Annotated in this window: 22 protein-coding genes and 1 pseudogene; 15 read left to right on the forward strand and 8 right to left on the reverse strand. The window is 60.5% G+C overall.

Annotation, left to right across the window (positions count from 1 at the left end; genetic code table 11):
• Positions 1-82 precede the first annotated feature (82 nt).
• The 7 genes from CYJ07_RS15245 to CYJ07_RS15275 all read left to right on the forward strand — a co-directional run bounded on the left by CYJ07_RS15245 (position 83) and on the right by CYJ07_RS15275 (position 4,908).
• Complete coding sequence (locus tag CYJ07_RS15245) at positions 83-1,303, forward strand: ATP-binding protein (protein WP_104204572.1); 1,221 nt, start codon at positions 83-85, stop codon at positions 1,301-1,303.
• Positions 1,304-1,338: 35 nt separating this feature from the next.
• Complete coding sequence (locus CYJ07_RS15250) at positions 1,339-1,971, forward strand: Vgb family protein (protein ID WP_104204573.1); 633 nt, start codon at positions 1,339-1,341, stop codon at positions 1,969-1,971.
• A gap of 184 nt (positions 1,972-2,155) precedes the next feature.
• A complete protein-coding gene (locus CYJ07_RS15255; protein ID WP_016416117.1) occupies positions 2,156-2,359 on the forward strand; it encodes a cold-shock protein in 204 nt (67 codons plus the stop codon).
• Positions 2,360-2,679: 320 nt separating this feature from the next.
• The gene (locus CYJ07_RS15260) at positions 2,680-2,883 is read left to right on the forward strand and encodes a cold-shock protein (protein ID WP_104204574.1); all 204 of its coding nucleotides are present in this window, start codon (positions 2,680-2,682) and stop codon (positions 2,881-2,883) included.
• 424 nt (positions 2,884-3,307) lie between these two features.
• Positions 3,308-3,562 carry a PAAR domain-containing protein gene (locus CYJ07_RS15265; protein WP_104204575.1) on the forward strand — a complete coding sequence of 85 codons (255 nt, stop codon included), beginning with the start codon at positions 3,308-3,310 and terminating at the stop codon, positions 3,560-3,562.
• Between the two features lie 156 nt (positions 3,563-3,718).
• Positions 3,719-4,204: a DUF1772 domain-containing protein gene (locus CYJ07_RS15270; protein WP_104204657.1), complete on the forward strand. Its 486-nt coding sequence runs from the start codon at positions 3,719-3,721 to the stop codon at positions 4,202-4,204.
• Positions 4,205-4,308: 104 nt separating this feature from the next.
• The gene (locus CYJ07_RS15275) at positions 4,309-4,908 is read left to right on the forward strand and encodes a TetR/AcrR family transcriptional regulator (protein ID WP_197038386.1); all 600 of its coding nucleotides are present in this window, start codon (positions 4,309-4,311) and stop codon (positions 4,906-4,908) included.
• A gap of 60 nt (positions 4,909-4,968) precedes the next feature.
• On the opposite strand, the gene CYJ07_RS15280 is transcribed toward CYJ07_RS15275, so the two are convergent.
• Genes CYJ07_RS15280 through CYJ07_RS15290 form a run of 3 tightly spaced genes read right to left on the reverse strand, consistent with a single transcriptional unit; the run spans position 4,969 to position 7,827 of the window.
• A complete protein-coding gene (locus CYJ07_RS15280) occupies positions 4,969-6,264 on the reverse strand; it encodes a sensor histidine kinase (RefSeq protein WP_231489654.1) in 1,296 nt (431 codons plus the stop codon).
• Positions 6,265-6,316: 52 nt separating this feature from the next.
• Positions 6,317-7,003, reverse strand: a complete 687-nt coding sequence (locus tag CYJ07_RS15285) for a response regulator transcription factor (RefSeq protein ID WP_104204578.1) — start codon at positions 7,001-7,003, stop codon at positions 6,317-6,319.
• Positions 7,003-7,827: a MipA/OmpV family protein gene (locus CYJ07_RS15290; protein ID WP_104204579.1), complete on the reverse strand. Its 825-nt coding sequence runs from the start codon at positions 7,825-7,827 to the stop codon at positions 7,003-7,005. Before CYJ07_RS15290 ends, CYJ07_RS15285 begins: the two co-directional genes overlap by 1 nt.
• 154 nt (positions 7,828-7,981) lie before the next feature.
• Here CYJ07_RS15290 and CYJ07_RS15295 point away from each other — a divergent pair, with 154 nt between their 5' ends.
• The 6 genes from CYJ07_RS15295 to CYJ07_RS15320 all read left to right on the forward strand — a co-directional run bounded on the left by CYJ07_RS15295 (position 7,982) and on the right by CYJ07_RS15320 (position 17,000).
• On the forward strand, positions 7,982-9,487 hold the full coding sequence (locus CYJ07_RS15295; RefSeq protein ID WP_197038387.1) for an efflux transporter outer membrane subunit: 1,506 nt from the start codon (positions 7,982-7,984) through the stop codon (positions 9,485-9,487).
• Positions 9,488-9,592: 105 nt separating this feature from the next.
• Positions 9,593-9,997 carry a GtrA family protein gene (locus CYJ07_RS15300; RefSeq protein WP_231489655.1) on the forward strand — a complete coding sequence of 135 codons (405 nt, stop codon included), beginning with the start codon at positions 9,593-9,595 and terminating at the stop codon, positions 9,995-9,997.
• Positions 9,981-11,000, forward strand: a complete 1,020-nt coding sequence (locus CYJ07_RS15305; RefSeq protein WP_104204581.1) for a glycosyltransferase family 2 protein — start codon at positions 9,981-9,983, stop codon at positions 10,998-11,000. The genes CYJ07_RS15300 and CYJ07_RS15305 overlap by 17 nt, the downstream gene beginning before the upstream one ends.
• A complete protein-coding gene (locus CYJ07_RS15310; RefSeq protein WP_104204582.1) occupies positions 10,994-12,478 on the forward strand; it encodes an ArnT family glycosyltransferase in 1,485 nt (494 codons plus the stop codon). The genes CYJ07_RS15305 and CYJ07_RS15310 overlap by 7 nt, the downstream gene beginning before the upstream one ends.
• Positions 12,479-12,816: 338 nt before the next feature.
• A complete protein-coding gene (locus CYJ07_RS15315; protein ID WP_269320554.1) occupies positions 12,817-13,941 on the forward strand; it encodes an efflux RND transporter periplasmic adaptor subunit in 1,125 nt (374 codons plus the stop codon).
• Positions 13,938-17,000 carry an efflux RND transporter permease subunit gene (locus CYJ07_RS15320; protein WP_104204583.1) on the forward strand — a complete coding sequence of 1,021 codons (3,063 nt, stop codon included), beginning with the start codon at positions 13,938-13,940 and terminating at the stop codon, positions 16,998-17,000. The genes CYJ07_RS15315 and CYJ07_RS15320 overlap by 4 nt, the downstream gene beginning before the upstream one ends.
• A gap of 454 nt (positions 17,001-17,454) precedes the next feature.
• Here the strand turns inward: CYJ07_RS15320 and CYJ07_RS15330 are convergent, their stop codons facing one another.
• Complete coding sequence (locus CYJ07_RS15330) at positions 17,455-19,296, reverse strand: DUF3413 domain-containing protein (RefSeq protein ID WP_104204584.1); 1,842 nt, start codon at positions 19,294-19,296, stop codon at positions 17,455-17,457.
• 151 nt (positions 19,297-19,447) lie between these two features.
• Between CYJ07_RS15330 and CYJ07_RS20910 the strand changes: the two are divergent.
• Positions 19,448-19,756, forward strand: a pseudogene (locus CYJ07_RS20910) (efflux RND transporter permease subunit); the annotation flags it as partial.
• A 37-nt stretch (positions 19,757-19,793) separates the two neighbouring features.
• Here the strand turns inward: CYJ07_RS20910 and CYJ07_RS15340 are convergent.
• The 4 genes from CYJ07_RS15340 to CYJ07_RS15355 form a co-directional block, all read right to left on the reverse strand.
• Positions 19,794-21,008, reverse strand: coding sequence for an MFS transporter (locus CYJ07_RS15340; RefSeq protein WP_104204586.1), 1,215 nt, complete (start codon positions 21,006-21,008; stop codon positions 19,794-19,796).
• A gap of 4 nt (positions 21,009-21,012) precedes the next feature.
• Positions 21,013-21,618 (reverse strand): TetR/AcrR family transcriptional regulator, encoded by a 606-nt coding sequence (locus CYJ07_RS15345; RefSeq protein WP_104204587.1) that lies wholly within the window; start codon positions 21,616-21,618, stop codon positions 21,013-21,015.
• A gap of 224 nt (positions 21,619-21,842) precedes the next feature.
• The gene (locus tag CYJ07_RS15350; protein ID WP_104204588.1) at positions 21,843-22,586 is read right to left on the reverse strand and encodes an AAA family ATPase; all 744 of its coding nucleotides are present in this window, start codon (positions 22,584-22,586) and stop codon (positions 21,843-21,845) included.
• A gap of 159 nt (positions 22,587-22,745) precedes the next feature.
• Positions 22,746-23,684 carry a helix-turn-helix domain-containing protein gene (locus tag CYJ07_RS15355; RefSeq protein WP_231489657.1) on the reverse strand — a complete coding sequence of 313 codons (939 nt, stop codon included), beginning with the start codon at positions 23,682-23,684 and terminating at the stop codon, positions 22,746-22,748.
• A gap of 170 nt (positions 23,685-23,854) precedes the next feature.
• On the opposite strand from CYJ07_RS15355, the gene CYJ07_RS15360 reads away from it, so the two are divergent.
• Positions 23,855-24,619 (forward strand): SDR family NAD(P)-dependent oxidoreductase, encoded by a 765-nt coding sequence (locus tag CYJ07_RS15360; RefSeq protein ID WP_104204590.1) that lies wholly within the window; start codon positions 23,855-23,857, stop codon positions 24,617-24,619.
• Positions 24,620-24,669: the final 50 nt, after the last annotated feature.

Raw genomic sequence — 24,669 nt, forward strand, 5'->3', positions numbered from 1 at the left:
AAGACGCGCTCCTTCGCGGTCATGAGATACCTTTAGTGCCAGATAACCGAACGGTGGGAGTAACAAGTTTGGCGGGATTCCGATGGACTCACTGATCATGGCCGCGGCACGTGCGCTCACCGTGGGTGACCCCCTCGGCGCCCTGAACCTGGTCGCCCTGCGTGACGACGCGCCTGCGCTCGCGCTACGCGGGATCTCGATGGCGCAGCTCGGCGATTTCGCCAGCGCCAAGCGGCTCCTGCGTCGTGCAGCGCGCGCCTTCAGCCCGAAGGACGCCGTGGCCCGCGCGCGGTGCATCGTCGCCGAAGCCGAGATCGCCCTCGTCTCGCGCGACCTGGGCGGGTCCGCCAGGGCCCTCGACACGGCACGGGCGACGCTCGACGCGTACGGCGACCGGGTCAACGCCGCGCATGCGCGGCATCTCGAAGCCCGCCGCTTGCTGCTCATAGGGCGCTTCGACGAGGCGGAACGCATGATCGCCGATCTCGATCTTTCCCCCTTCCCGCCCGCCTTGAGAATCGCCCACGAACTCGTGGTGCTGGGCATCGCGACGCGCCGCCTGCGCACCCAGGCTGCGCGTGACGCCCTCGCCCGGGCCGAGCGCGACGCCCAGCGTGCCGGCATTCCCGCGCTGACGGCGGAAGTCGAAAGCGCCCGCCACGTGCTGGACACTCCCGCCGCACGCCTGGTGGCGCATGGCGAAGAACGGCTCCTGCTGCTCGACGAGGTCGAAGCCCTGCTGGCGTCGAAGGCGCTCGTCGTGGACGCCTGTCGCCACGGCGTGCGTAGCGCTGACACGACGGTCTCACTCACCGGCCGCCCCGTGCTGTTCGCCCTCGCCCGTCTGCTGGGCGAAGCCTGGCCGAGCGACGTGCCGAGGGAGACGCTCATCGCCCGGGCATTCCGCACGGCGTACGCCGACGAGTCGCATCGTGCGCGGCTGCGTGTCGAAATCGGGCGCCTTCGCTCGGCGCTTGCTTCGCTCGCCGACGTGCGCGCGACGAAACGTGGCTATGCGCTGATACCGCGCCACGCTCCTGAAGTCGCGGTACTGGCACGGCCGTTCGAAGAGAAGCACGCCGCAGTGCTCGCCCTGCTGGCGGACGGCGAGCCGTGGTCGAGCTCGGCCCTGGCGCTTGCGCTCGACACCAGCCAGCGCACCGTGCAGCGCGCGCTCGATTCGCTGGCGGAAGAAGGCAAGGTGCAGGCGTACGGGCGCGGGCGGTCGCGCCGCTGGCTGACCCCGCCGCTGCCGGGATTCACGACAACCTTGTTACTCCCCGGTTTCCTGCCGGGTGATTAGGCTGACAACACCTACCGAGTAACGAGGACTACGCAATGAACCGCTCCACCGCTGAAATTCTCCGTGAATATGGCCCGTTCCCCGGCGTCGAGAACGTGCACGGCGTCACGTTCGATGGCCAGCACGTCTGGTTCGCTACCGGCGACACGTTGAGCGCGCTCGATCCTGCAAGCGGACAGACATCGCGACACCTTGAAGTCTCCGCACAGGCGGGCACGGCCTTCGACGGCCGGCACCTGTTCCAGATCGCCGATGAGCGTATCCAGCGAATCGACCCCGACAGCGGACGCGTGCTCGCCACGATCCCGGCTCCTCCGGGCGGTGGTCACTCCGGGCTCGCCTGGGCCGAAGGAGCACTCTGGGTGGGGCAGTATCGTGAGCGGAAGATCCGGCAGCTCGACCCCGATACCGGAGCGATTCTGCGCACCATCGAGACCAACCGCTTCGTTACCGGCGTCACCTGGGTGGATGACGAGTTGTGGCACGGTACGTGGGAAGACGACGCAAGCGATCTGCGGCGCATCGATCCCGACACGGGCGAGGTACTGGAGAGTCTCGAGATGCCGCCGGGGATGGGAGTGTCGGGGCTCGAAGCCGATGGCGATCGGTTCTACTGCGGAGGCGGAAGCAGCGGTAAGCTGAGGGTCGTCCGCCGTCATCAAAAATAAACGAAAAACCTTTTGACCCACGGTGCCCAAGCGTGACACCTTGGGTCAGCTGGTAAGCAAGTGGCATAGTTTCAGTAGCGTTCGAATTCTTTCGGCAGCCTGTAAGTTATCCCTGTTCACCCGCTACACATCTGGGTAACACCAGGAACATTGCAAGGCGCGATTGCGCGAAAGGATTCAAGACATGGCAACTGGTACAGTGAAGTGGTTCAACGACTCCAAAGGTTTCGGTTTCATTACTCCTACCGATGGTGGCGATGATCTCTTTGCCCACTTCTCCGAAATTCAATCGGAAGGCTTCAAGTCCCTGCAGGAAGGTCAAACCGTCTCCTTCGACGTGACCCAGGGCAAGAAAGGCCTCCAGGCTTCGAACATCAAACTCGCCTGACCGAACGGTCACGAGTTTTCGAACCTTCCCGGTTCGATATCAAGGCCCGCCTAGGCGGGCCTTGTTGCGTTCAGGGGCTGGCGTGGCGGAATTAATTTCAGCAAAACCAGGCGGTTAAAACCGACGCAAAAAATAAAAAAGAAAACTTTTGACCCATGGCACCCAAGCATGACACCGTGGGTTCAGCTGGTAGCAAGCAGTACGGTTTCAGTAGCGTTCGGATTCATTCGGCAGCCTGTAATTGAACCTTGTTTTACCCGCGGCACATCTGGGTAAAACCAGGAATATTGCAAGGCGCTAAATGCGCGAAAGGATTTATTATGACGACTGGAACAGTCAAGTGGTTCAACGATTCCAAAGGTTTCGGCTTCATTACTCCCGCCGATGGCGGTGACGATGTCTTTGCCCATTTCTCCGAAATTCAGGCAGAAGGCTTCAAGTCCCTGCAGGAAGGTCAAAGCGTCTCCTTCGACGTGACCCAGGGCAAGAAAGGCCTTCAGGCTTCGAACATCACACTCGCCTGACCTAACGGTCACGAGTTTTCGAACCTCCCCGGTTCGATATCAAGGCCCGCCTAGGCGGGCCTTGTTGCGTTTGGCCCTACTCGGCCAAAGTCGCTCGCCCTGAGCGGCGCTTACGAGCCGCCTCGCATGGCGTCGGACTCAGTAGCCACGGTGAAGCGCTGGCGCACATGGGCAGGGCGCTCGAGCTCGTCGACCAGGGCGATGGCGTAGTCCTCGAACGAAATGCTGGAGCCGTTCTCATCGGCCAGCAGTCCTTATCTATCGATTCCCTCTTTACCCTTACGTGACACGGAACCCTGTAGGCCATAACTGACCATCCTGTAAGTCATGTCTCAACCTGGCCCTGGCCGGTAGCCAGCGGTGCGAAGCGCGCGATAATCGACAACCACACCATGGGGCACGGTCAAGGCATAAGGAGAAATTCATGGATCTAGCGAAGATTGGCGACAAGGTGGCCTGCTCCTGCAAGGGCGGACCGCATCGCATCGTTTCCGGTGCCTCCACGGCCAAGGTAGACGGCATTCCCATCGCCAGGGTCGGCGACAAGAGTTCCTGCGGCGCCAGCATTACCGTCGGCGTCGCCTGGTATCCCATCGAGGGCTCGCCTGCTGCCGTTCATGGCAGTGCCACGTCCTGCGGCGGCCAGGTCATCACGGGTTGCAGCACTCAGGTTGGTTAGCCCCGCGCTGCGGCTCGATGAAGGCTACCTTCAGATTGGCGATATCCTCTCGACATTGAGCGTGAGCGCCTTGAAGCGCTCGCCCCTCATCGCCTTGTAAGATATACACTGTATGTCTACGGTGTATATATGAGACGCTCAATGGCGGGTTCCGGAATGATCACAACGCTATCACTGACAGCGCTGCTCCTCGTGGCGGTGACGATGGGTCTCTCGCTCGCGCACGCCCTGGAATTTCCCGGAAAGCTACGGCTCGATGAGCCGACCTACCGGGCGGTGCAGGCAATCTACTACCCAGGCTTCACGATCGGAGGGCTCATCGGCGAAATCGGAGGGATGCTGGCGCTTATTGCTCTGCTCATACTGACGCCCACGAATGCCGAGCGATTCTGGTGGATCGCCGCGGCGCTCGGCTTCCTGCTCGTTGGCCATGCGGTTTACTGGGTCGTCACCCATCCGGTGAACGCGGCGTGGCTGAAGGAGACGAGCCTCACCGGCGTCAGCGAGACGTTCTTCGGCTTCCTTTCCGCACCGGATGCCGATTGGCGGCACATGCGAAACCTTTGGGAGTATTCCCATGTCGCACGGGCAACGCTCCACATGCTCGGCTTCCTTTCGATGGCACTGGCCCTGATTCGCTAGGAGTAAGCGCGGTGTCTCCCTCAAGTAGAGCAAGAAAGACGGCGCGGGGCGCTTCCAAGGGGAAGTCACGCAATCTCACGCGCGACAAGGTAATCGCCGCTGGCTTGGCACTGATCGATGAAGCCGGCGCCGATGCGATTACCATGCGCGGTCTAGCCGAGGCGGTTGGTGTGACGCCAATGGCGCTCTATAACCATTTCAGCAGTAAGCGTGCGCTCCTCTCGGCCGTGGCGGAAAATGTCATATCCGCTGCTGATTTCGACGGGCAGCACGCCAACTGGCGCGATCAAGTTCACCATTGCTTCAGCGTTCTTCGCAGTCTCTGCCTCCAGCACCCTGGCCTGCCGCGCCTCCTGGAATTCGAAGGCGCTGCGCCTGCATCGGTGTTCGCGCCCATGGAGGTCACGTTGCGAGCGCTCCGTGAGGCGGGCCTGGGCGATATCGACAGCGCGCGAACCTATTTCCTACTGGTCAGTTTCACCCTCACCCAGGCGGCGTACCAGGCTCGGCGGGTTCCCGATCTGGAACCTTCCGCACAGATCCGCGCCGAGCGCATCGCTGGCCGCGGCTACGAGGCTATCGAGCATCTGGCGTGGCCGGAGACGTGGGATTTCGACGCGAGCTTCGAGTTCGGAATTACACTGATCCTCAACGGCGTCGAATCGATTGCTGCTGGCGACGAAGGGCGGCATGCCCCCTCCTAGCCGATGCGAACGGCCCGTGGGGTTGCAGTCCGAGCAGAACGCTTGTGAACTTTAGTGACTCTAGCGGGAGGCCTCGTCCCCTTCCCCATTCGACAGACGGAAGCGAAGCCCCGGTTCGGCCTGCTCGGCTGTGAGGCGCCAGCCATGCGCCAGGGCGATCTCCTGGCAGATGGCCAGGCCAAGTCCCGCTCCGTGGTCCCGCCGATGCGCGGCGCGCCAGAAGCGTTCGAATAGCAGGGGCAGTTGTTCTGCATCGACGCCGGGGCCTCTGTCCCGCACGGTTACCGTATCGCCCTGGATCTCTACGCTGACGGAGGTCTGCGCGGGGGCATGCTGGATGGCGTTCTCCAGCAGATTCTTCAGCAAGGTGAAACAGGCCGCGCGGTCCGCTTTCCATTTCACGTCGCCGACAGCACGCACCGCCAAGTGCACGTCAGCGGTTTCCGCCATGCGTTGCAAGTAGGAAGCGGCATCGTGGGCGACCTCCTGCATCCCGACGGTGGTGAAGTGGTAGTTGTGCGCCTCGCTGGCTTCCGCCAGGAGCAGTAGCTGCTGCACCTGGCGGGTCATGTACTCGACGTCGCTCAATAGCGAGTCGCGGTCGTTCTTGCCCTCCTCTTTCAACTCGATCTGCGCGCGGATCAACGCCAGCGGTGTCTTCAACTCGTGTGCTGCGTTGCCGAGAAACTCCTGCTGCACACGGTAGCCTCGTTCGAGGCGCTCCAAGGCCCGATTGAAGCTGTCCACGAGAGGGGCGATCTCCGTGGGCACCGCTTCCGTCTTCAGCCGGGCATCAATGGAACGCGGCGAGATGGTCGCGGCGGATTCCGATAAGTCTCGCAGCGGCTTGAGGGTATAGCGCAAGGTGATATAGGCACACAAGCCGAAGGCGACGAACAGGACAGCGCCGAATACCGTGACGCCGGCGACCACCTGCGGCCAGGCAACGGTATAGACGACATCCATGAACCTCGCACTGACGGCGAATTGCAAATACCACCTTCGCCCATCGTAAACGAGGGGCTCGGTGGCGCCGTAGAAAGTGTTTCCCCCATGCTCGAAGGTGAAGTTTCCGCGCGCCAAGCGAAGCAGATCGCCATCGGAAGGCCAGAATTCCTCTCCGGCACTTGAGAAGACGACCGTGTTTCCAGCTTCATCCAGGATCCGATAGGCCGTCTCGCGCTGAGGGCCCTCGTATAGCCAAGCGCGGTCGTCCATGCTCGAGTCGAACCCGACGGGTCTGCCACTGCTGTCGAATTCGATATTGTCCGCCATCCCCTCCGCGGCGTCGGCCAGATCCATCCGGGCCAGCATGTTGCTCTGGATCACCACTACTGCAGCGATCACCAGCAGCACGATGCTGAGCACCATCCCCGCCACGTAGGCCAGCAGCACCTTCAGGCTAATGCTATTCAGCGGGAGCATTTTCACGCAGCGCATACCCCAGCCCCCTGATGTTGACGATGCGCTGCCGTGAACCGATGGCGAGCAGCTTGCGACGTAGACGGTGCAGGGCCACATCCAGGGCGTTCGGCGTGACCGCGTCGCTCAGCCCCCAGGCCGCCGCCTCCAGCGCGCTGCGACGCACCACCTCCTCGTGCTTGTGTAAGAGCAGCTGCATGATATGCAGCTCCGCGGGGGCGAGGGTGATGCTTTCGTCTCCCCTGCATAGAACACCGGCTTCGGGGCGCAGCGTCAGGTCGCCGTGGCTGGGATCGATCGGGTGAAACTCCACTGGGCGGCGCAGCAGCGCGCGGACGCGTGCCACCATCTCGTCCATGGCAAACGGCTTGGGCAGGTAGTCATCGGCCCCGGCTTCGAGACCCTGTACCCGATCATGCAGCGCATCGCGCGCCGTTAACACCAGGCAAGGCACGCCGAGGCCGACGCGGCGCATCTTCTGCAGCAGGATGAGGCCATCCCCGTCCGGCAACCCCCGGTCGAGAACCAATGCCTGGTAGGGCATCTGCTGGACGGCGGCCCATGCGGCATCGATGCGCTCGGCCACATCGACGGCGATGCCAGCGGTTTCCAGCCCCTTGCACATTAGCCGGGCCAGCCGATCATGGTCCTCGACCAAGAGTATTCGACTCATCAGAAGCGGTAGAGATAGCCAAGGTACACGCTATTAGTGGTCGAGCGATCCACCAGCGGACTGTCCTTGATCTCATCCGCCAGGCGCGTCACTTCGACGCCCATGAGCACCGAGTGGTGCTTATCGAACATGTAGACGCCACGTACTCCTGCCTCGATGTTAGTTGCGGACTCCCCGGCATAGGCAGGCCGATCGAAGCGAACCTCATCGTCGCGAACGCCGAAATAGTAATCGATTGTCTTAGCGTCCTGCCAGCTCGCGCCCACGTGCGGCGTAAGCAGGAAATGCTCTCCGAAGTCCCAGGTTCTCTCCAGGCCGACATTGATGAGTTGGCCCTTGCTGTTGCCCGACACGTCAGCAAGCCATTCGGCGCCGAAATCAACGAAATCGCTGCTCCACTCCATCTTGGCACCCGCCCAGAAGCCACCTTTGCGCTCGCTCATGCCATCGAGGATATCAGCGTCGCCTTCTTCATAGCCGCTGCCGTCATACTGGACGACGATACCAAAGTCGAGCTCTTGAGAATCGCTGATATCGAGGCTCGGCAGCTTGAATTCGATCTCCGGGCCAAAGAGATGAATGTACCGATTCTCAACCTCAAGCAGCGGCAGGGGCTGGTTGTCCCGACCGATACCGGCGTAGGGCTCCTGCTCGCTCATTACGCCGAGCCCCAGCCCCCAGGTCGTGGTGGACGACTCGGCGTCGTTCGGCTCTTGGGCCAGGGCCGTCGCCGAGGTGCAGAGACCAACGGCGAGCACGGAGACGGCCGCCATACGTGAGACAGAGGCGGAGGAGATCGAGTCAAGTGGGGATATTAGAGACATGAGCGTTTTCTCGTGAGTTGTTAAAAGAAGCCCACTTTCGCAGCCGCCTACTTACGGAAAACTTACCGAAACACCCAATCGATCCAAAGCCGCCAGTAAGTCTTCTGAAAGACGCATTACGGGAAAGTCTCGTCCCATGAGACGAGGACACCGCATGTTCCCAGCCACCGATGTCATTCCCGTTGCCTCCATGTCCCGCCAACGAGGTGTGGCAGACATCAGGACGCTTCCCGGCCGCAAGCCGCGTTTGCTTGCGATCTGGCTCGTCATTGCCACCGCCGCGCTGCTCGCCGGCTGTGCATCGACTCAACCCGCAACCATGCCCGGCAGCGCCGCAGCGCCCGTTGCCGCGCAATGGCACGCTCCGTTGCCTCACGGCGGTCAGTTGGGGGACCTGAGCCGCTGGTGGGCGCAATTCGACGATCCCTTGATGCTGCGCCTCATCGAGGCCGGTCAGCAGGTCAGCCCGACAGTGGCGCAGGCAGCCGCCCGCATCGCCGATGCCCAGGCCGCACGCGTGGCGCAGAGCGCCGCCCTGCTGCCCTCGCTGGACGCCAGCGTGAGCGCGAGCCGGGGACGACCGGACCTGGACACGCCGGTCGGCACCGAAACCTCGGCAAGCTTGCAGCTCGGCTGGGAGCTGGACCTGTTCGGCGCAGGCCGTGCCGCCGCTGACGCCGCACGTGCCCGGCTCGAATCCAGCCAGGCCGGTTGGCATGACGCCCGAGTTTCGGTCGCTGCCGAAATTGCTACGACATACGTCGAGCTGCGTGCCTGTGAGGCCTTGGTCCGACAGGCCGAAATCGATACCCAATCGCGAGTGCAGACGGCGCAGGTCACTCGCCTGGCTGCGGACAAGGGCTTCCGCCCCCCGGCAGAGGCGGAACTGGCGAATGCCAGCGCAGCCCAAGGCAACGTAACGCTGATTCAGCAGCGAACGCAATGCGAACTTCTCATCAAGGCCCTGACTGCCCTTGCGTCGCAGGACGAGGCACCGCTGCGGCGCGAACTCGCCACCACAACCGGCCGGCTGCCACAGCCGGCCAAACTCACCGTCACGGCAATGCCGGCCGAGGTGCTGGCGCAGCGCCCCGATATCATCGCGGCGGCGAATGACGTGCTGGCCGCGAGCGCCGATTCGGATCAGGCGCGTGCGCAGCGCTGGCCCCGAATTACGCTGGCCGGAAGCATCGGCACGACACGCATCGCCAGCGGGGGCATCAGCACCAATGGCAGCGTGTGGAGCATCGGGCCAGTGACGGTAACGCTACCGCTGTTCGACGGCGGGACGCGACGTGCCAATGCGGAAGCGGCCCGCGCCCGCTACGAGGCCGCCACCACCGTTTATGCCGCCCGCCTGCGTGAAGCGATCCGCGATGTCGAGGAAGCCCTCGTCACACTGGACAGCACGGCGAAACGCAGCGAGGACGCGGCCATCGCCGCCGAGGGATTTGAACGCTCCTACCAAGCCATCGAAGCCAGCTACCACGCCGGTACCGCCAGCCTGTTCGAGCTCGAGGATGCACGCCGCAGCATGGTTGCCGCCCAGAGTGCGGTGATCGAACTGCAGCGTGAGCGAATCGCCGCCTGGATCCGGCTGTACCGCGCGCTAGGCGGCGACTGGCCCACTACCGGACACAAGGAACACGAAGATGAATAAGCCTCGTTCGTTCACTGCCGCAGCGGTCATGGCGCTGGGCTTTGCCGCAGCGATCACATGGGTATGCAAGCCTCAGTAATTAGGCAGATATCACTGGATATCAACGTGTCCATTTTCTTTAGCAGTCGAAAAGTTCCCGCGCAAGTTCAGGGATTTATTGCCGCCGGAGGCCTTGCCACACTGTTTCACTGGCTGGTGTTGGCAGGTCTGGTGAGCATAGGGCTGGGGCCAACGCTCTCTACTGCAACGGGCAGTCTGGCTGGCGCCCTGATGAACTATAGGCTCCAGCGCAGGCTGGCATTCAGGAGGGCTGGCCCTCACGGGTTCACGATATGGCGCTACACCGCTTCCTGCCTTTTTGCCTGGTTGTGCAACCTCGCCTTGTTTTACCTGCTCCACACCATCCTGGCCTCTCCCGTACTGTTTTCACAGGTTGTCACTACAGGCGTGGTCGCTGCACTGAACTACTTAATTTATAAGAGGCTGGTGTTCCATGAGCCAACAGTTTGAGTTGCCGACCAATGCTACCGAGAAGTCTTTGCTGTCAATCGTTGTTCCCGTGTTCAATGAACGGGTAATGCTTCCGCTATTCATTGACCGAGTGATTCCCACTCTGGAGGCAATGAACATCCATTGGGAACTGGTGATGGTTGATGATGGCAGCGAGGATGGAAGTGCTGATTACATCAAGGAGCTCATAGCCCGTACCCCTGGCATCCGGCTCGTCAAGCTCAGCCGTAACTTCGGCAAAGAGGCTGCGCTGACGGCGGGTCTGGAGAACGCCAGGGGCGATGCCGTGATCGTGATGGATGTGGACCTACAGGATCCCCCCGAACATATACCCGCCATGGTCGAGTGTTGGCGTACCGGCGTCGATGTGGTCCTGATGCAGCGTCGGTCCAGGTCCGGAGAAACGTTTTTAAAGCGCTGGAGTGCGCATCTGTTCTATCGCCTGCTCAGCAGGACAAGCCGAACAGATATCCCTGTGGATACCGGCGATTTCCGGCTTATGAGCCGCAAGGCCGTCAACGTATTGCTGCAATTAGAGGAACGCAATCGTTACATGAAGGGACTATTTGCCTGGATTGGACTACCGACCCAAGTGATCCAGTATGATCGCGATCCTCGGGCTGCGGGTGACACCAAATGGGATTATCCAGCACTGGTTGGATTGGCTATTGAAGGTCTGACCTCCTTTTCGATATCACCTTTGCGATGGGCAACGATCATTGGCCTGGTAGCGGCGAGCGTCGGTGCACTGTTCGGTCTGTGGATCGTCATCAAGGCTATGACGCTGGGGGTTGCCACCAGCGGTTACCCATCTCTGGTAGCAATTATAAGTTTCCTGGGTGGCATACAGCTGTTGAGTATTGGCATCGTTGGTGAGTATGTCGGCAAGGCCTATATGGAATCGAAGCAACGACCGCTCTATGTGACCGAGGAGGTGGTGGAAAGCCCGCAGCGCCTGCGTCGCCAGAACACGAGCTCGCAAAGCGGGGGAACGTCATGTTGAAGCAGTTCAACGTATTTCTGCTGGTCCTGGCGGCGGTACTTGCCAGTCGTTTGATTGGCATGGCGTTGTACCCACTCGTGGATACCACCGAGCCGCGGTATGCCGAGATTGCTCGCCTAATGGCGGAAACCGGAGACTGGATTACACCGTGGTTCGAGCCTGGCGTGCCCTTCTGGGGCAAACCACCCTTGTCCTTCTGGACACAAGCTCTGTCCATAAAAGTGTTTGGCCTGTCGGAATTCGCTCTACGCTTCCCGTCGTGGCTGGCAACACTAGCGATGGTCTGGCTTGTCTGGCGTTCCGCCAAGCCACTTATGGGATCCAGGGTCGCCCAGTGGTCCAGCCTGGTATTCGCTACCATGGCCCTTACCTACATCAGCGCTGGCGCTGTAATTACCGACGCCTTCCTGACATTAGGTACCACCCTGTCACTGGTCAGCTTCCTGCAGGTGATCTCTGGACAGTCTGGTGCTTGGCGGTGGCTATTCTTTATTGGCGCAGCCATTGGACTACTGGCCAAGGGGCCTGTGGCTCTTGTGCTGACTGTAATTCCGATTACGTTGTGGTTGTTGTTTAACCGACAAGAAGCCATCAAGCTGACACGCTTTCCCTGGGTGCGCGGGGCTCTGTTAATGACACTGCTGGCTGGCCCCTGGTACCTTCTGGCGGAAATCAAGACTCCCGGCTTTCTGGATTATTTCATCGTAGGTGAGCACCTGCGCCGCTTTCTGGACCCGGGTTGGGCGGGGGATCTTTATGGCAGTGCCCATAACGAACCTAAAGGCATGATATGGGTATTCTGGACCTGGGCCTCATTCCCCTGGGGAATAGCTGCAGTGGCAACCCTGGTTGCTACGTGTATCAAGAAACGGGACACTAGTCCTCTTCGTCGCGCGGGAACAGACCCGGCCCTGGTTTTCCTGTTAGCCTGCGCGCTGTCACCGATGCTGTTTTTCTCCCTCGCCAGTAACACGATTTGGACCTATATATTGCCATCATTGCCATTTACGGCGATTCTGATCGGGCGCTGGGCAGCAGAACTTGAGGCTGGCTGGTCAGCGAGGGCTCGGGCAGTTATGACTGGCCTGGTTCCAATACTGCTAACTGCATTTGTGGGAGCAGCTGCACTGGGTCTGAAACCACTCAAAACCGAGAAGGAACTAGTCAACTATTATCAGAACCTGCGGGAAGATGGTGACAGCTTGCTGCTCTATCTGGATGACCTACAATTTTCAGCCAGATTCTATTCCCGTGGAACGGTCCGGGAAGTGACACCGGAGCAACTGGCCGACCTACACCAGAGTCAGCGGTTCCAACGTCTATTCCTGGCAGTTCCAGACGACTGGCCAATGGAAAGGTTGACCGGAATGTTTCCGTCGGCCCGAAGGGTCATGGAAAACCGTCGTTACTATCTTATGGCTATCGAGCCGCCCGAGCGCAATACGCCTTCAGTGTCCAGTGTGCCCCGCCGGAAATAATCGAGACGCGATCCGCTTTGTCGATGGCTCCGATGACGCTCCGAAGGTGTATCTGCATACATCGAAGATAATGCCCCCTGGGCCGTGCGCCCAGCACCAGCCTTTTTACTGAAACTTACCGAAAATCTTTTGTTCGCCCCGATCCACCGGTAAGTCTTCTGAAAGACGCATTGTTGGAAAGTCTCGTCCATGAGTCGAGATCGCGGATGCGCACCGCAGCATGGTGGCCGCGCACAGCGTCGTGATCGAACCGCAGCGTGAGCGAATCTCCGCCTGGCTCCGGCTGTACTGCCCGCTAGGCGGCGGCTGGCCCGCTACCGAACACAAGGAACACGAAGATGAATAAGCCTCGTTCGTTCGCTGCCGTAGCGGTCATGGCGCTGGGCTTTGCTGCAGCGATCACATGGGTCATGCAAGCCTCCAGCGGCGCCTCGGAAAGTGGCACCACAGCGGCTGCTCAACCCGCACTGACCGTAGCCATTACCACGCCTCGATCCGCCATACTGCCCATCAGAATAGCCGCGAACGGGAACATCATGGCTTGGCAGGAAGCTAGCGTCGGCACCGAGGCAAACGGACTGCGCCTGGCCAGCGTCGAGGTCAACGTTGGCGACGTGGTCCAGCGCGGCCAGGTCCTCGCCACGTTCGCGTCCGATACGGTGAGCGCCGAACTCGCACAAAGCCGCGCCGCCGTCGCCGAGGCCGAGGCGGCACTCGCCGAAGCCGAAGACAACGCCCAGCGCGCCCGCGAGCTGCAAACGACAGGCGCGATGGCCACACAGCAGATATTTCAGTACATCACGGCGGAACGTACCGCGCGGGCCCGGCTGGAAGCGGCGCGAGCCACCGAAAACACTCAGCAACTCCGCCTGGCCCAGGCCCAGGTGCTCGCCCCCGACGATGGGGTGATCTCAGCGCGCAGTGTCACCATCGGCGCGGTGCTTCCCGCGGGCCAGGAACTGTTCCGCCTGATTCGGCGCGGTCGGCTGGAATGGCGGGCCGAGGTCGCCGCTTCCGATCTGGAGAAGCTGCAGCCCGACCAGGTCGCCAGGGTCACCCTGCCGGGAGGAGGCGAGCTGGAAGGTCGTGTGCGCATGATCGCTCCGCTGGTGGACGTCTCCACCCGCAATGGCCTGGTCTATGTCGATCTCCCGGCAAGCGACGGCGCACGGGCGGGAATGTTTGCGCGTGGGGAATTCGAGTTGGGAACGCACCGGGCCCTGACCCTGCCGCGCTCCGCGGTGCAGCTCCGCGATGGCTTCGGCTACGTGCACCGTGTCAGCGAGGACGGCGTGATAACGGAGGCGAAGGTAGCCCTCGGTCAAACCGAGGGCGATCGGATCGAAATAATTTCCGGGCTCGATCCTGAGGCCCGCGTGGTCGCTTCGGGTGGCGCCTTCCTGGGCGACGGCGATCGGGTACGTGTCGAACAGGCGCTATCGCTGTCAGGGAGGCAGCCATGATGTTCAATACCTCCTCCTGGGCGATTCGAAACCCCGCTCCTATCGGACTGCTATTCCTCCTGTTGACCCTGTGGGGGTTGGTGTCCTTCAGGGGAATGTCCATCCAGGACCTGCCGGATGTGGACATACCCTTCGTGGTCGTCACCACCTCGTTGCCGGGGGCCGCCCCCACCCTGATGGAGAACGAAGTCGCCCGCAAGATCGAGAACACCATCGCCACGGTGCCCGGCGTCAAGCACATCACCACGACACTGACCGACGGAAACGCCGAAATCGGTGTTGAGTTCCGGCTGGAAAAAACCATTCAGGAGGCGGTCGATGACGTACGCGATGCCGTCTCCCGCATACGCTCAGACCTGCCTGCCGAGCTGAGTGACCCGGTGATCCAGAGTCGGGGGTTCTCCGACGATCCGCTTTTGATCCACACCGTGGCCTCATCCCAACTGGACGAGGAGGCACTCTCCTGGTTCGTGGACGACAAAATCACCAAGGCCGTACTGGCCGTGCCGGGTGTGGGAGAGGTACGGCGGATCGGCGGTGTCGATCGCGCAGTCCGCGTGGAGCTGCATCCGGATCGCCTGCTGGCATTGAACACCACGGCGTTCGATATCTCGCGTCAGCTGCGCCAGACGCAGCTGGAAGCGCCCGGTGGGCGCGCAAATGCCGGGGGTGCCGAACAGGCCGTGCGCATCCTTGCCAACGCCGAATCGGCGTCCGAACTGGCGGCGATGGAGCTGGCGCTCAGCGACGGCCGCCGCATTCGTCTCGATCGGGTCGCCACCGTCACCGATAGCGTGGCCGAGCGGCGTTCGGCGGCGTTTCTCGATGGGGAGCCCGTCGTCGGTTTCGAAATGACCCGGGCACGAGGCTACGGTGAAGTCGACGTGGCCGAGGGCGTGAAGTCCGCCCTCGCCGCCTTGCAGGCGCAACATCCTCATGTCGAGATCCAGCAAGCCTTCGACTTCGTCGAGCCCGTGCGGGAAAACTACGCAGGCTCCATGCGTCTGCTGTTCGAGGGAATGCTGCTCGCCGTGCTGGTCGTGTTCCTCTTCCTGCGCGACTGGCGTGCGACGCTGATTGCCGCGGTGACGCTACCGCTGTCGATCGTTCCCACCTTTGCCCTCATGAACCTGATGGGCTTTTCGCTCAACACCGTGACCTTGCTGGCGCTCTCGCTGGTGATCGGGGTACTGGTCGACGACGCCATCGTCGAGATCGAGAATATCGAGCGCCATCTTCTGATGGGCAAGCCATCACGCCGGGCAGCGATGGATGCGGCGGCGGAGATCGGCCTGGCCGTGGTCGCCACCACCTTCACCTTGATTGCCGTTTTCCTGCCCACGGCATTCATGAGCGGCACGGTGGGGAGATTCTTCGTCCAGTTCGGTTGGACCGCCTCCGTGGCGGTGCTGTTCTCGCTCGTGGTTGCCCGTCTTCTCACCCCAACGATGGCCGCTTATCTGCTGCGCAAACCCCGCCAGGACCATCGCGAACCGACGTGGGTGTCGCACTACCTGGTCGGCGCCAGCTGGTGCCTGCGCCACCGCAAGGCAACGCTTATCGCTGCGGTAGCATGCTTTACCGGTGGCCTATGGCTGGCATCGATCCTGCCGGGCGCATTCCTCCCCCCCGACGACAATTCCCAGACCCAGGCGACGCTGACCTTGCCGCCCGGGAGCACCTTGTCGGAAGCGACAGAGCTTGCCGAGCAGGCACGCGCAAGGTTGGAGGAGCATGAAATGGTCACCCGCGTCTTTTCCGCCATCGGGGACGCATCGGCTGGTAACGATGCCGATGTGACCAGCGTGATGCTGACCGTAGGTCTGGTGGATCGCACGAACCGTGCCGGCATCACGAGACAGACGATCGAGCAGCAGCTGCGCGATGCGCTCGCCACCCTTCCCGGCGTGCGAACCAGCGTGGGCGACGACGACATCTACGAGCTGGTGCTGGCCGGAGAGGATAGTCGGCTTCTCGAGCAGCATGCCCGGCAAATAGAGCGGGATCTTCGCGCCATTCCCGGCATCGGGGCCGTGAGTTCAACGGTCAGCCTGGTCAGACCCGAACTCATCGTACGCCCTGATTTCGGCCGCGCCGCCGACCTTGGCGTCTCGTCGCTGGCCATTGCCGACACGCTGCGCATCGCCACGGTGGGCGACAACGACGAGGACCTGCCAAAGCTGAACCTCGGTGAGCGCCAGGTGCCAGTGATGGTGCGCCTGGCGGATGCCGCGCGAGAAGACATCGCGACCCTCAGACGGCTACCCGTTCCCGGTGCGAGGGGGATGGTGCCACTCGAAAACGTGGCGTCTTTCGAATGGGGCAACGGTCCTGCGGAAATCACCCGACACGATAGGCTGCGCAACGTGAATTTCGAGGTCGCCCTGCAGGGGCAGCCCTTGGGAGAGATCGAGCAGATCGTGCAGGCGCTGCCCAGCTTGCGCCAGCTGCCGCCAGGCATTCACCAGGCAGCGACAGGCGACGCGGAGGAAATGGCCGAGGTCGCCACGGGCTTCGGTATCGCGATGCTCACCGGCGTCCTGTGCATCTACCTGGTGCTGTTCATGCTGTTCAAGAGTTTCATGCAGCCGGTCACGATTCTCGTGGCACTGGTGCTCTCCGTCCCGGGCGCTTTCCTGGCGCTGTTCGTCACCGGCTCCTCCCTGTCGCTTCCGGCGATGATCGGATTGATCATGCTGATGGGCATTGCCACGAAGAACTCGATCCTGCTGGTGGACTACATCATCATCGCGCGCCGAGATCACAACCTGAATCGCTGGGACGCGATCATCGATGCCTGCCGCAAGCGTGTCCGTCCCATCGTGATGACGACGATCGCCATGGTGGCAGGCATGATGCCGGTCGCCTTGGGTTGGGCCGGAGACCCCAGCTTCCGGGCGCCCATGGCCTTCGTCGTGATCGGCGGGCTGATCACCTCGACGCTGCTGAGCCTGCTCGTTATCCCGGTGGTGTACAGCTACGTGGACGACGCCGTGCAGTGGATCACCAGACGCTTAGGGCGATTGACTCATACGCCTGCGCCTCCAGCAACGGATTAGGACAGCCTTGCAATCAAGAGTGGGCGTCGGTGTCATCCTGAAAAAGCTGCTCAAGGCGCCTTGGGTAATTGTTGAGGAAGTCCCTGGTGACGGCAAAGTGCTCGGTGTCCTCGAATGCAACCTCATTCACACCTGATTTATCGAAAAGAATGATCTTCGCGTTTGGGTAGGATAGAAGGATAGGAGCGCCGCGAGCTGGCAGAGGGGGGCAACGTACTGTCTTAACGAGGTGTCCACTGCTGCTGGGCAAGATCATATCACAGCGAGCCTTGCCAAACGGGAGGCGTCGATACAAGTGAGTCATGGCAACACCGTACCTGATCTGTCACTTGTTGTACCTGTCATTGAAACCGCCGAGCCTTCAACGCCGCACCGTGGTTCGGGGTCGAAGATCTGCACCTTGTCGGGTTCCCCATTGGCCTGTTCAACAGATGGTTATAGGCATTGAGGTGTCTTAGCGATAGAACCTCGACAGCGCCCTGAGTACCTCGTTCGACACCCGGGCCTGGAGCTCGATATCGTCGAGTTCGTTCATGCGGTAGTCATAGACTTCAAAGGCCCCTGTGGGGTGCACGGCTACCTGATAGTGGGGCATCAGGATGCCATAACCCATGTAGCTGCCTGAAAGCATCCAGTCGCGATGGGGTTCGACGTCCAACAGGCTTTGCCCCAGGGTGTAATGTTGAGGAGCCGATTCACAGTCGAGCAGTTCCTCGAGCAGCGTTGGTGCGATATCGGCGTGGTGCGTTCGCCGCTCCAGCGCACCACCGGACCGTCCCGGCAAATGCATCACCAGCGGGACCTGGACCTGCTCCGGCGTGTAGTTGCTGCCATGTCCCCAGTAGTTCTTGCCATGTTCGTTGAAGGACTCACCGTGGTCGGAAGTAATCACTACCGCAGTATCCTCAAGCCGCCCACGGCGCGCCAGGTCATCGAGTACGCGTCCCAATTGCTGGTCCACATAGCGCGCCGCCGTGCGATAGCGGTTCCAATAAGGTTCGGGATCAAAGTCAGGCCCCAGACTCATGTGGTTGATACGCTCCCAATAGGGCGTGAACCGCGGAAAGTCTGGCGGATGGCTGTAGCCGTGCACTGCGTCATAGAATAGAAAACCAAAGAACGGCCGCTCATCTGACCTTGCATCTTCATTGTCCATCCAGGCTAGCCAGTCATCGGTGATCTGTTGGTCGCGCTCCCAGGGCTCGCCCTGTGCTGGCTCCAGCGAGACATCCTTGAGGCCGGCAAAAACGTTACGGTCAAAGGCAGGGCTCACCAGCGTCGCCGAAGAGAGAACCTGAAAGCGGTAATCGGCGGCCTCGAATCGCTCCATCAGCACGGGGGGCGTCTGGCTGGCAGTAAATGCATCCCAGTAGGTGACTGGCAGGCCATAGAAGAGGCTGAAGACGCCGGCCTTGGTGGAGTTGCCACCACTGATATGCTCACGCGCCCTGAACCAACCGGGTTGATTGGCGTACCGGTAAAGATTCGGCATCACTTCAGGAGTGAGCATGTCGTGACGCAGGGTATCCAGCACCACCAGCAGCAGGTTGTCGGAAGACACTGACGGCGAGCAGGTCAGCGGCGCGGAGGGGTATACCAGGTCCTGCGCCTCGCCCTCCGTCGCCTTGAGATCCACCCGATCGCGCACCGCCTGGGGGTCGACCCACCCCTGCTTGACGAAGAAGCGCTTGGCAGTGGCCGGATAGAAGACCGGCACATGACGCGTCATGCCGGTGATGTCGCGGTCGTAGTGGGCATCCGCCCAGGCATGCCAACCGTGCACCCCCAGCAGGGCCAACAAGCTCACTACCAGCATTGCACCCACAGGTCGTGAAGGTGGATGTCGCTTGAACAGCAGCCCGAGACCACCCTGCACCGCCAACATGCCCAGCACGCCACCGACGGCCAGTGCCCAGGCGACCCATGAGAAGCTGAACACGTCGCCCCCGGCGTTGAGCAGCAGGTTGAGGATGAAGCCGCTCAAGTGGAAGCGATACTGAGCGTAGACGAAGGTATCAAGCAGCAGCAGTAGCTGCAGGCCACTCGCCCACAGGGTGGTCATCAGCCATAGCCCGATGCCACGCAAAAGCGTGGCCAGCAGGAACATCGGCAAAGCTCCCATCCATACCAGCAGCGAGAGATGGCCGAGGAAAACTATCAACAGGTAGCTCCACTGCTCGGCCCCCTCGGGCTGGATATAGCCGACATAGCGCAGCGAGATCATCCAGGTAAGCAGCAGGTTGGCCAGGGTCCAGGCGCCAAGCCAGCGCCACCGGTGCAGGAGTCGATAGATCATGCGCGGATTCTCGAAAGACCAGAGGCCCTTCAGTCAACGTTGGGTGCAAAGAGTGTTCACTGTCGCAGCCGCACACTTACTGAGAACTTACGCAAATACTTTTCGATCGTTCCGATCCCCGGTAAGACTCTGAAAAACGCAGCGCCAGGAGCATGGCCTCGATCGTCAGGAAGCCATTCTCGACGCATGTCGCAAGCGTGTTCGGCCGATCGTGATGACCACCCTCGCCATGGGGGCGGGTATGCTACCGGTCGCCATGGGATGGGCCGGCGACCCCAGCTTCCGGGCGCCCATGGCCTTCGTCGTGATCGGTGGGCTGATGACGTCGACGCTGCTGAGCCTGCTCGTCATTCCGGTGGTATACAGCTACCTGGACGACGCAGTGAAGTGGGGAATGCAATGGGCCACCAGGCGCTTTGGACGATCGACTCATACGCCTGCGCCTCCTGCAGCGAATTAGGATTGCCGAACTATCAAGAGTGGCCGCCCGGGATTACTCACATACTCCGTATGTCCTGGGCGGGCAGTAACAGCAAGATCCCGAGACAGGATACGGCGGTCACTTGGAACACACCTGCCATTTTCCAAAAGTCTGCCCCAACCCCAGCGAGGGTGGGCGAGATCAGTTGACCGGCGGAAATAAGAAAGAAGGTTAAACCAAAGCCTGCAGAGGGTGCTTCAGGAAAACAACTGACACTCCAGATACCGTATAACGCGGTGATGAGTATGAACGTGGCACCAAACACCACTGCCGACATGGTTGGCACCAGCATGCCCTCACTCGCCATGGTGAGCGATACTATTGAGGCAGCAATGGACAGTGTTGCCCATTTCAATACCTTGGCTAGCCCAAAGCGAGTTACCATCTCTCCGGCCAACCCGCCCGCCACTCCGGCAATACCGACCACCATCCAGAAAATCACGCTGCCAACCTCGGAAAGGCGATTTTTTCCCGCGATCAGTTCAACAGAAAAAGTCCAGTAAACGGACGTTACCAGCCCGAACAACAACGCGCCCAGTAGCAAACGACGCACCGCTTCGTCCTTCAATTTGCGCCTCATCAGCTTCAGCATGGGCTCCTGGCGTGCATACGACTCTTTATTGGAGTATTGATGACCGTCAGCTTCACGCGTATCGCCCGGCATGACCAACAGATTCCATAGCGTGGCAACCAGCGCGATAAACGCAAAGCACAGCCAAGCCAGTTGCCAACGAGGGCCCGCGATGAGTGCCAAGGGGCCAGATACCATAACGCCAAAGCTGGTTCCCGAATTAATGATGGCATAGTAGCGACTCTGTTTTTCAGCGCGGCACAGTTGCTTGATAGCATCGGAAAGCGGTGGATAAGCCAGCCCTGGGCTACAACCCGCAAGCGTAACACCCAATGCCAACCAAATCGGGTTACCTGCCAGGGCGACCAACGACATACCCAGCGTCGCTGTGATTCCCCCCAATATGATCGGCAGGCGGGGACTGAAACGGCGTACCAGTAGTGGACTGACAAGCGTTGCTAGTAGATACCCCAAATAGGAAGCACTACCAATGGCGCCCACTGTCGCTTGGTCTAAAGTAAAATCATGCCTGATGGCAGGCACAAACAGGCCATAGGTATAGCGCGAAAGACCGTAAGTTGAAGCCACTATCAAGAGGCCGGCCCCGACAACATTGAAGGGTGAGTTTCGCCTCAGCAAGGTGAATAGGCAAATATTCATATGCCTATTCAATCTCGCCACGAGAATGAGCAAGTAGTTTTATGGAAGCCTTCAATGCAGCCTCAACAGGCCAATCCTGCATAAAATTCTGGGCTTGAATTATGGAGCCATCGAAAAGTGAGTAGATAGCATCAGCCAACTCATTGAAGTCATCAGGCTTCATCTCAGCCCGATATTCATTCAGCACACGATTGGCAATGATTTTCCTTACACGATCCTTGTGGTCACGCACGAAAGCCCTGATCGGACTTTCTTCATTGCTGAACTCCCCTGCCATATTGACAAATCCGCAACCACGGTAGCCTTCTTCGCGGATCTGGTCGTACCACATGGTATACATGGCGGCGATACGCTTAGCGGCCGATTGATGCTGGTCAATCCGTTCCTTGAACTGCTGCATCCAGCTTTCTTCGCGCTGCCTTAGCCAAGCAATGGCGAGGTCCTCCTTGCTCGGGAAATGGGCATAAAAACTGGCCTTGGCGACCCCTGATTCATTAATGATCTGGTTAATGCCCGTCGAACAATAGCCTTGGCGGAAAAACAAACGGCTGGCGGTCTCAATGATACGTTCGCGAGGCCGGGAGACCGGCGATGAACCCATCGTCTTCATTAAGCGTTCCTGAACAGACAAGTCTGTCTACCAAGGTGGGCGCCATCCTCCGAGGTGTCAAGGGGTGAATGGCACGGCTGACACGTCACCGCCTCGTCGGCGGCCTACACCACCGGACGGTGAGCTATTCGAACAGGTCGCCTAGTTGCTACAAGGCCATGCAAGTCATTGGAATGGCGGACATCGCTGACACCGAATCCTTCGGCGTGGCACTCAATGCTACGTCAGGCGTCGGTGTCATCCTGAAAAAGCTGTTCAAGGCGCCTCGGGTAGTTGTTCAGGAAATCCTTGGTGACAGCAAAATGCTCGGTGTCTTCGAACGCAACCTCATTCACACCTAATTTATCGAAATGAATGATCTTCGCGTTTGGGTAGGAGAGAAGGATAGGTGAGTGTGTAGCGATGACAAACTGAGAGTGATCTTCGACAAGCTGGTGAATGGCGGTGAGCGCCGCGAGCTGGCGAATGGGTGACAATGCCGCCTCAGGCTCATCTAGCAGGTAGATTCCGTTACCCTGGAGCTTGTTCAGCAGGACGGCCATAAAAGACTCGCCATGCGACTGCGTATGCAGTGACTGGCCTCCATAGCCCTTAAGGTAGCCTGTCTCATCCATGTAGCTTGCTACGTTGAAGAAGCTTTCGGCTCTGAGAAAATACGCGTCGCGAGGCTTCGGCACTCCCCTTGCGAGGCGCAGATATTCATGAAGAGGCGATATTGAGCCTGCTGACTGGAAGCGAACATTTTTGGTTCCGCCCTCTGCGCTGAAGCCAAGCGCGACGGCAATGCCTTCCAGGACGGTTGACTTACCCGAGCCGTTCTCACCGACGAAGAAAGTCACATTGGGATGGAACTCTATGCTTTCTACCTCCCGTACAGCGGGGATGCTAAAGGGAAAAGACCCGTAGTCGACCTTCGTATCAGGGCGAATAGATGCGTGAAGTAGGTATGGCTTGGTACGTTTCGGCATGCGGCATGGGCTCCTGGCGCCTGCTATCACCCGTATCAAACCGGCGCGAAGCAGATATGTTGGCATCCGACATGGCTTGGTTAAGCGCTCATACGGATGGACGGGATGTAGGTTAGTTCCCAGGCGGTAAGCGGCGGCCTTGGACACCAGCGAAAGCCTCTAGCCGTGCTCCGGGTTGCGATAGGCGCTTGGGGCGATGCCAACTTGGCGACGGAATACCTGTGAGAAGTGACTAGGGCCCGAATAGCCAACCTCCATTCCGATGTCGATGATGCTGCGGTCGGTGTCCAGCAACAGCTGACGGGCTCGGTCCATGCGCAGACGAATGAAGTATTGCGACGGTGACAGCCCCGTTGCCCGCTTGAACAGCCGGCTGAAGTGGTATTCGCTCAAATGCGCAGCTTCAGCCAAGTCCGCCAGGGAAAAGGGTTCGGCCAGGCGCTGATTCATAAAGTCGATGACCCGACGCAGTTTGTAAGCTTGCAGCGCGTTGCTACGCCTGCCTTTGGCCTCTGGGTCGCGGTAAGTCCGGACAAGATGAACGGTCAATGCCTGGGCGAGGCTATGGACGAACAGTGAACTGGGCTCGTGCCGTTTGACCAGCTCCAGCCGTATCTGCTCGAGGAGCATCCGCACCAGGTCGTCTCGTCCGCCGGAAATGTCCAGGAAGCTGATCGGGCCGGCCTGGCTACCCAGCAGGTGGCGGGACGCTTGATCGATCAGCGTATGGGGGAGATACAGATGCATCACCTCGAAGGTGTCGCCCCCTCTGGTCTGCCAGCGCATCTCATAGGGCAGCGCAGTGCTGGTCAGGTAGAAGTCTCCCTCCTGCACCTGCACCGATTCCCACTCACCGCCCTGAGAGCGTTCCTCGACGATGGCCGATCCGGACAGCACCATGACAAGCAGCGGTTCGGCCACGGCCGGAATCAGTACGGGTTCAGTGATGCTGTGATGCGTGAATAGATGCAGCACAACGTCTTGCAGCCCAGAGCGTTGCGGCAACGCAAGGTGCTCGCTCGGCATGCGCTGCAACATGGACTCGGCTGGAACACGCAAAGCGTCCTGAGAAGAAACGACAGGCTCGTATTTATTCACGAAGCTCTACCCATCAGCGTTGCTCCTCGGCGCAAAACTACGATAGTCGGCGCAAGCCTCCCAAAGCCGCTCCCGCCCTCCTGCGCGATAGTAAAACCGTCATCAACGACTGCACCCCGATGGGTGCCGGCCGGCGAATGCCTCGCTTGGTTCCGACTCTGGAGAAAAACATGACTGACATCATAGACACTGTCCCACAGGAAGTTGAAGGCAAGGTTGCACTGGTAACGGGCGCTGCCAGCGGCATCGGTAAAGCTATCGCGTTGCTGCTGAACGCACGTGGCGCGAAGGTCGTTGCAGAAGACCTCAACCCCTCCGTCGAAGAGCTGGCCCGGCCGGGGCTGGTGCCTCTAGTGGCCGACATCACCCACGACGGCGCCGCTGAGGATGCGGTTGCCCTGGCGGTTGAGAAGTTCGGCCGGCTCGACATTCTGGTGAACTGCGCGGGAATCATCATCAACAAGCTGGTGCAGGACATGACGCGGGGGGACTGGGAGCGCGTTCAGACCGTGAACGCGACTGCGGCGTTTCTGCATTGCCGCGAAGCCGTGAAAGCGATGAAGCCGAACAAGTCTGCCGCGATCGTCAACATTGCCTCTTATGCCTCTTACTTTGCCTTCCCGACCATTGCGGCATACACCGCATCGAAGGGCGCTCTGGCCCAGCTGACCCGCACGCTGGCGCTTGAAGTCATCGAGCACGGCATTCGCGTAAACGCCATCGGGGTGGGCGATGTCGTTACCAATATCCTGAACGATGTCATGGAAGACGGCCCTGGCTTTCTGGCCCAACACGGTGAGGGCGCGCCCATTGGACGCGCGGCACAACCGGAAGAGATCGCCGAAGTGGTCGCCTTCCTGGCGTCGGATCGCGCGAGCTTCATGGTCGGCTCTGTCGTCATGGCCGACGGAGGCATGACCGTCACAGCAGGCTGAGCACCCCACCGCGCCGCACGACCTTATAAGGCGCTCGAGCAGTGGTGGAT

The sequence above is a fragment of the Billgrantia saliphila genome (assembly GCF_002930105.1).
Lineage (GTDB): Bacteria > Pseudomonadota > Gammaproteobacteria > Pseudomonadales > Halomonadaceae > Halomonas > Halomonas saliphila.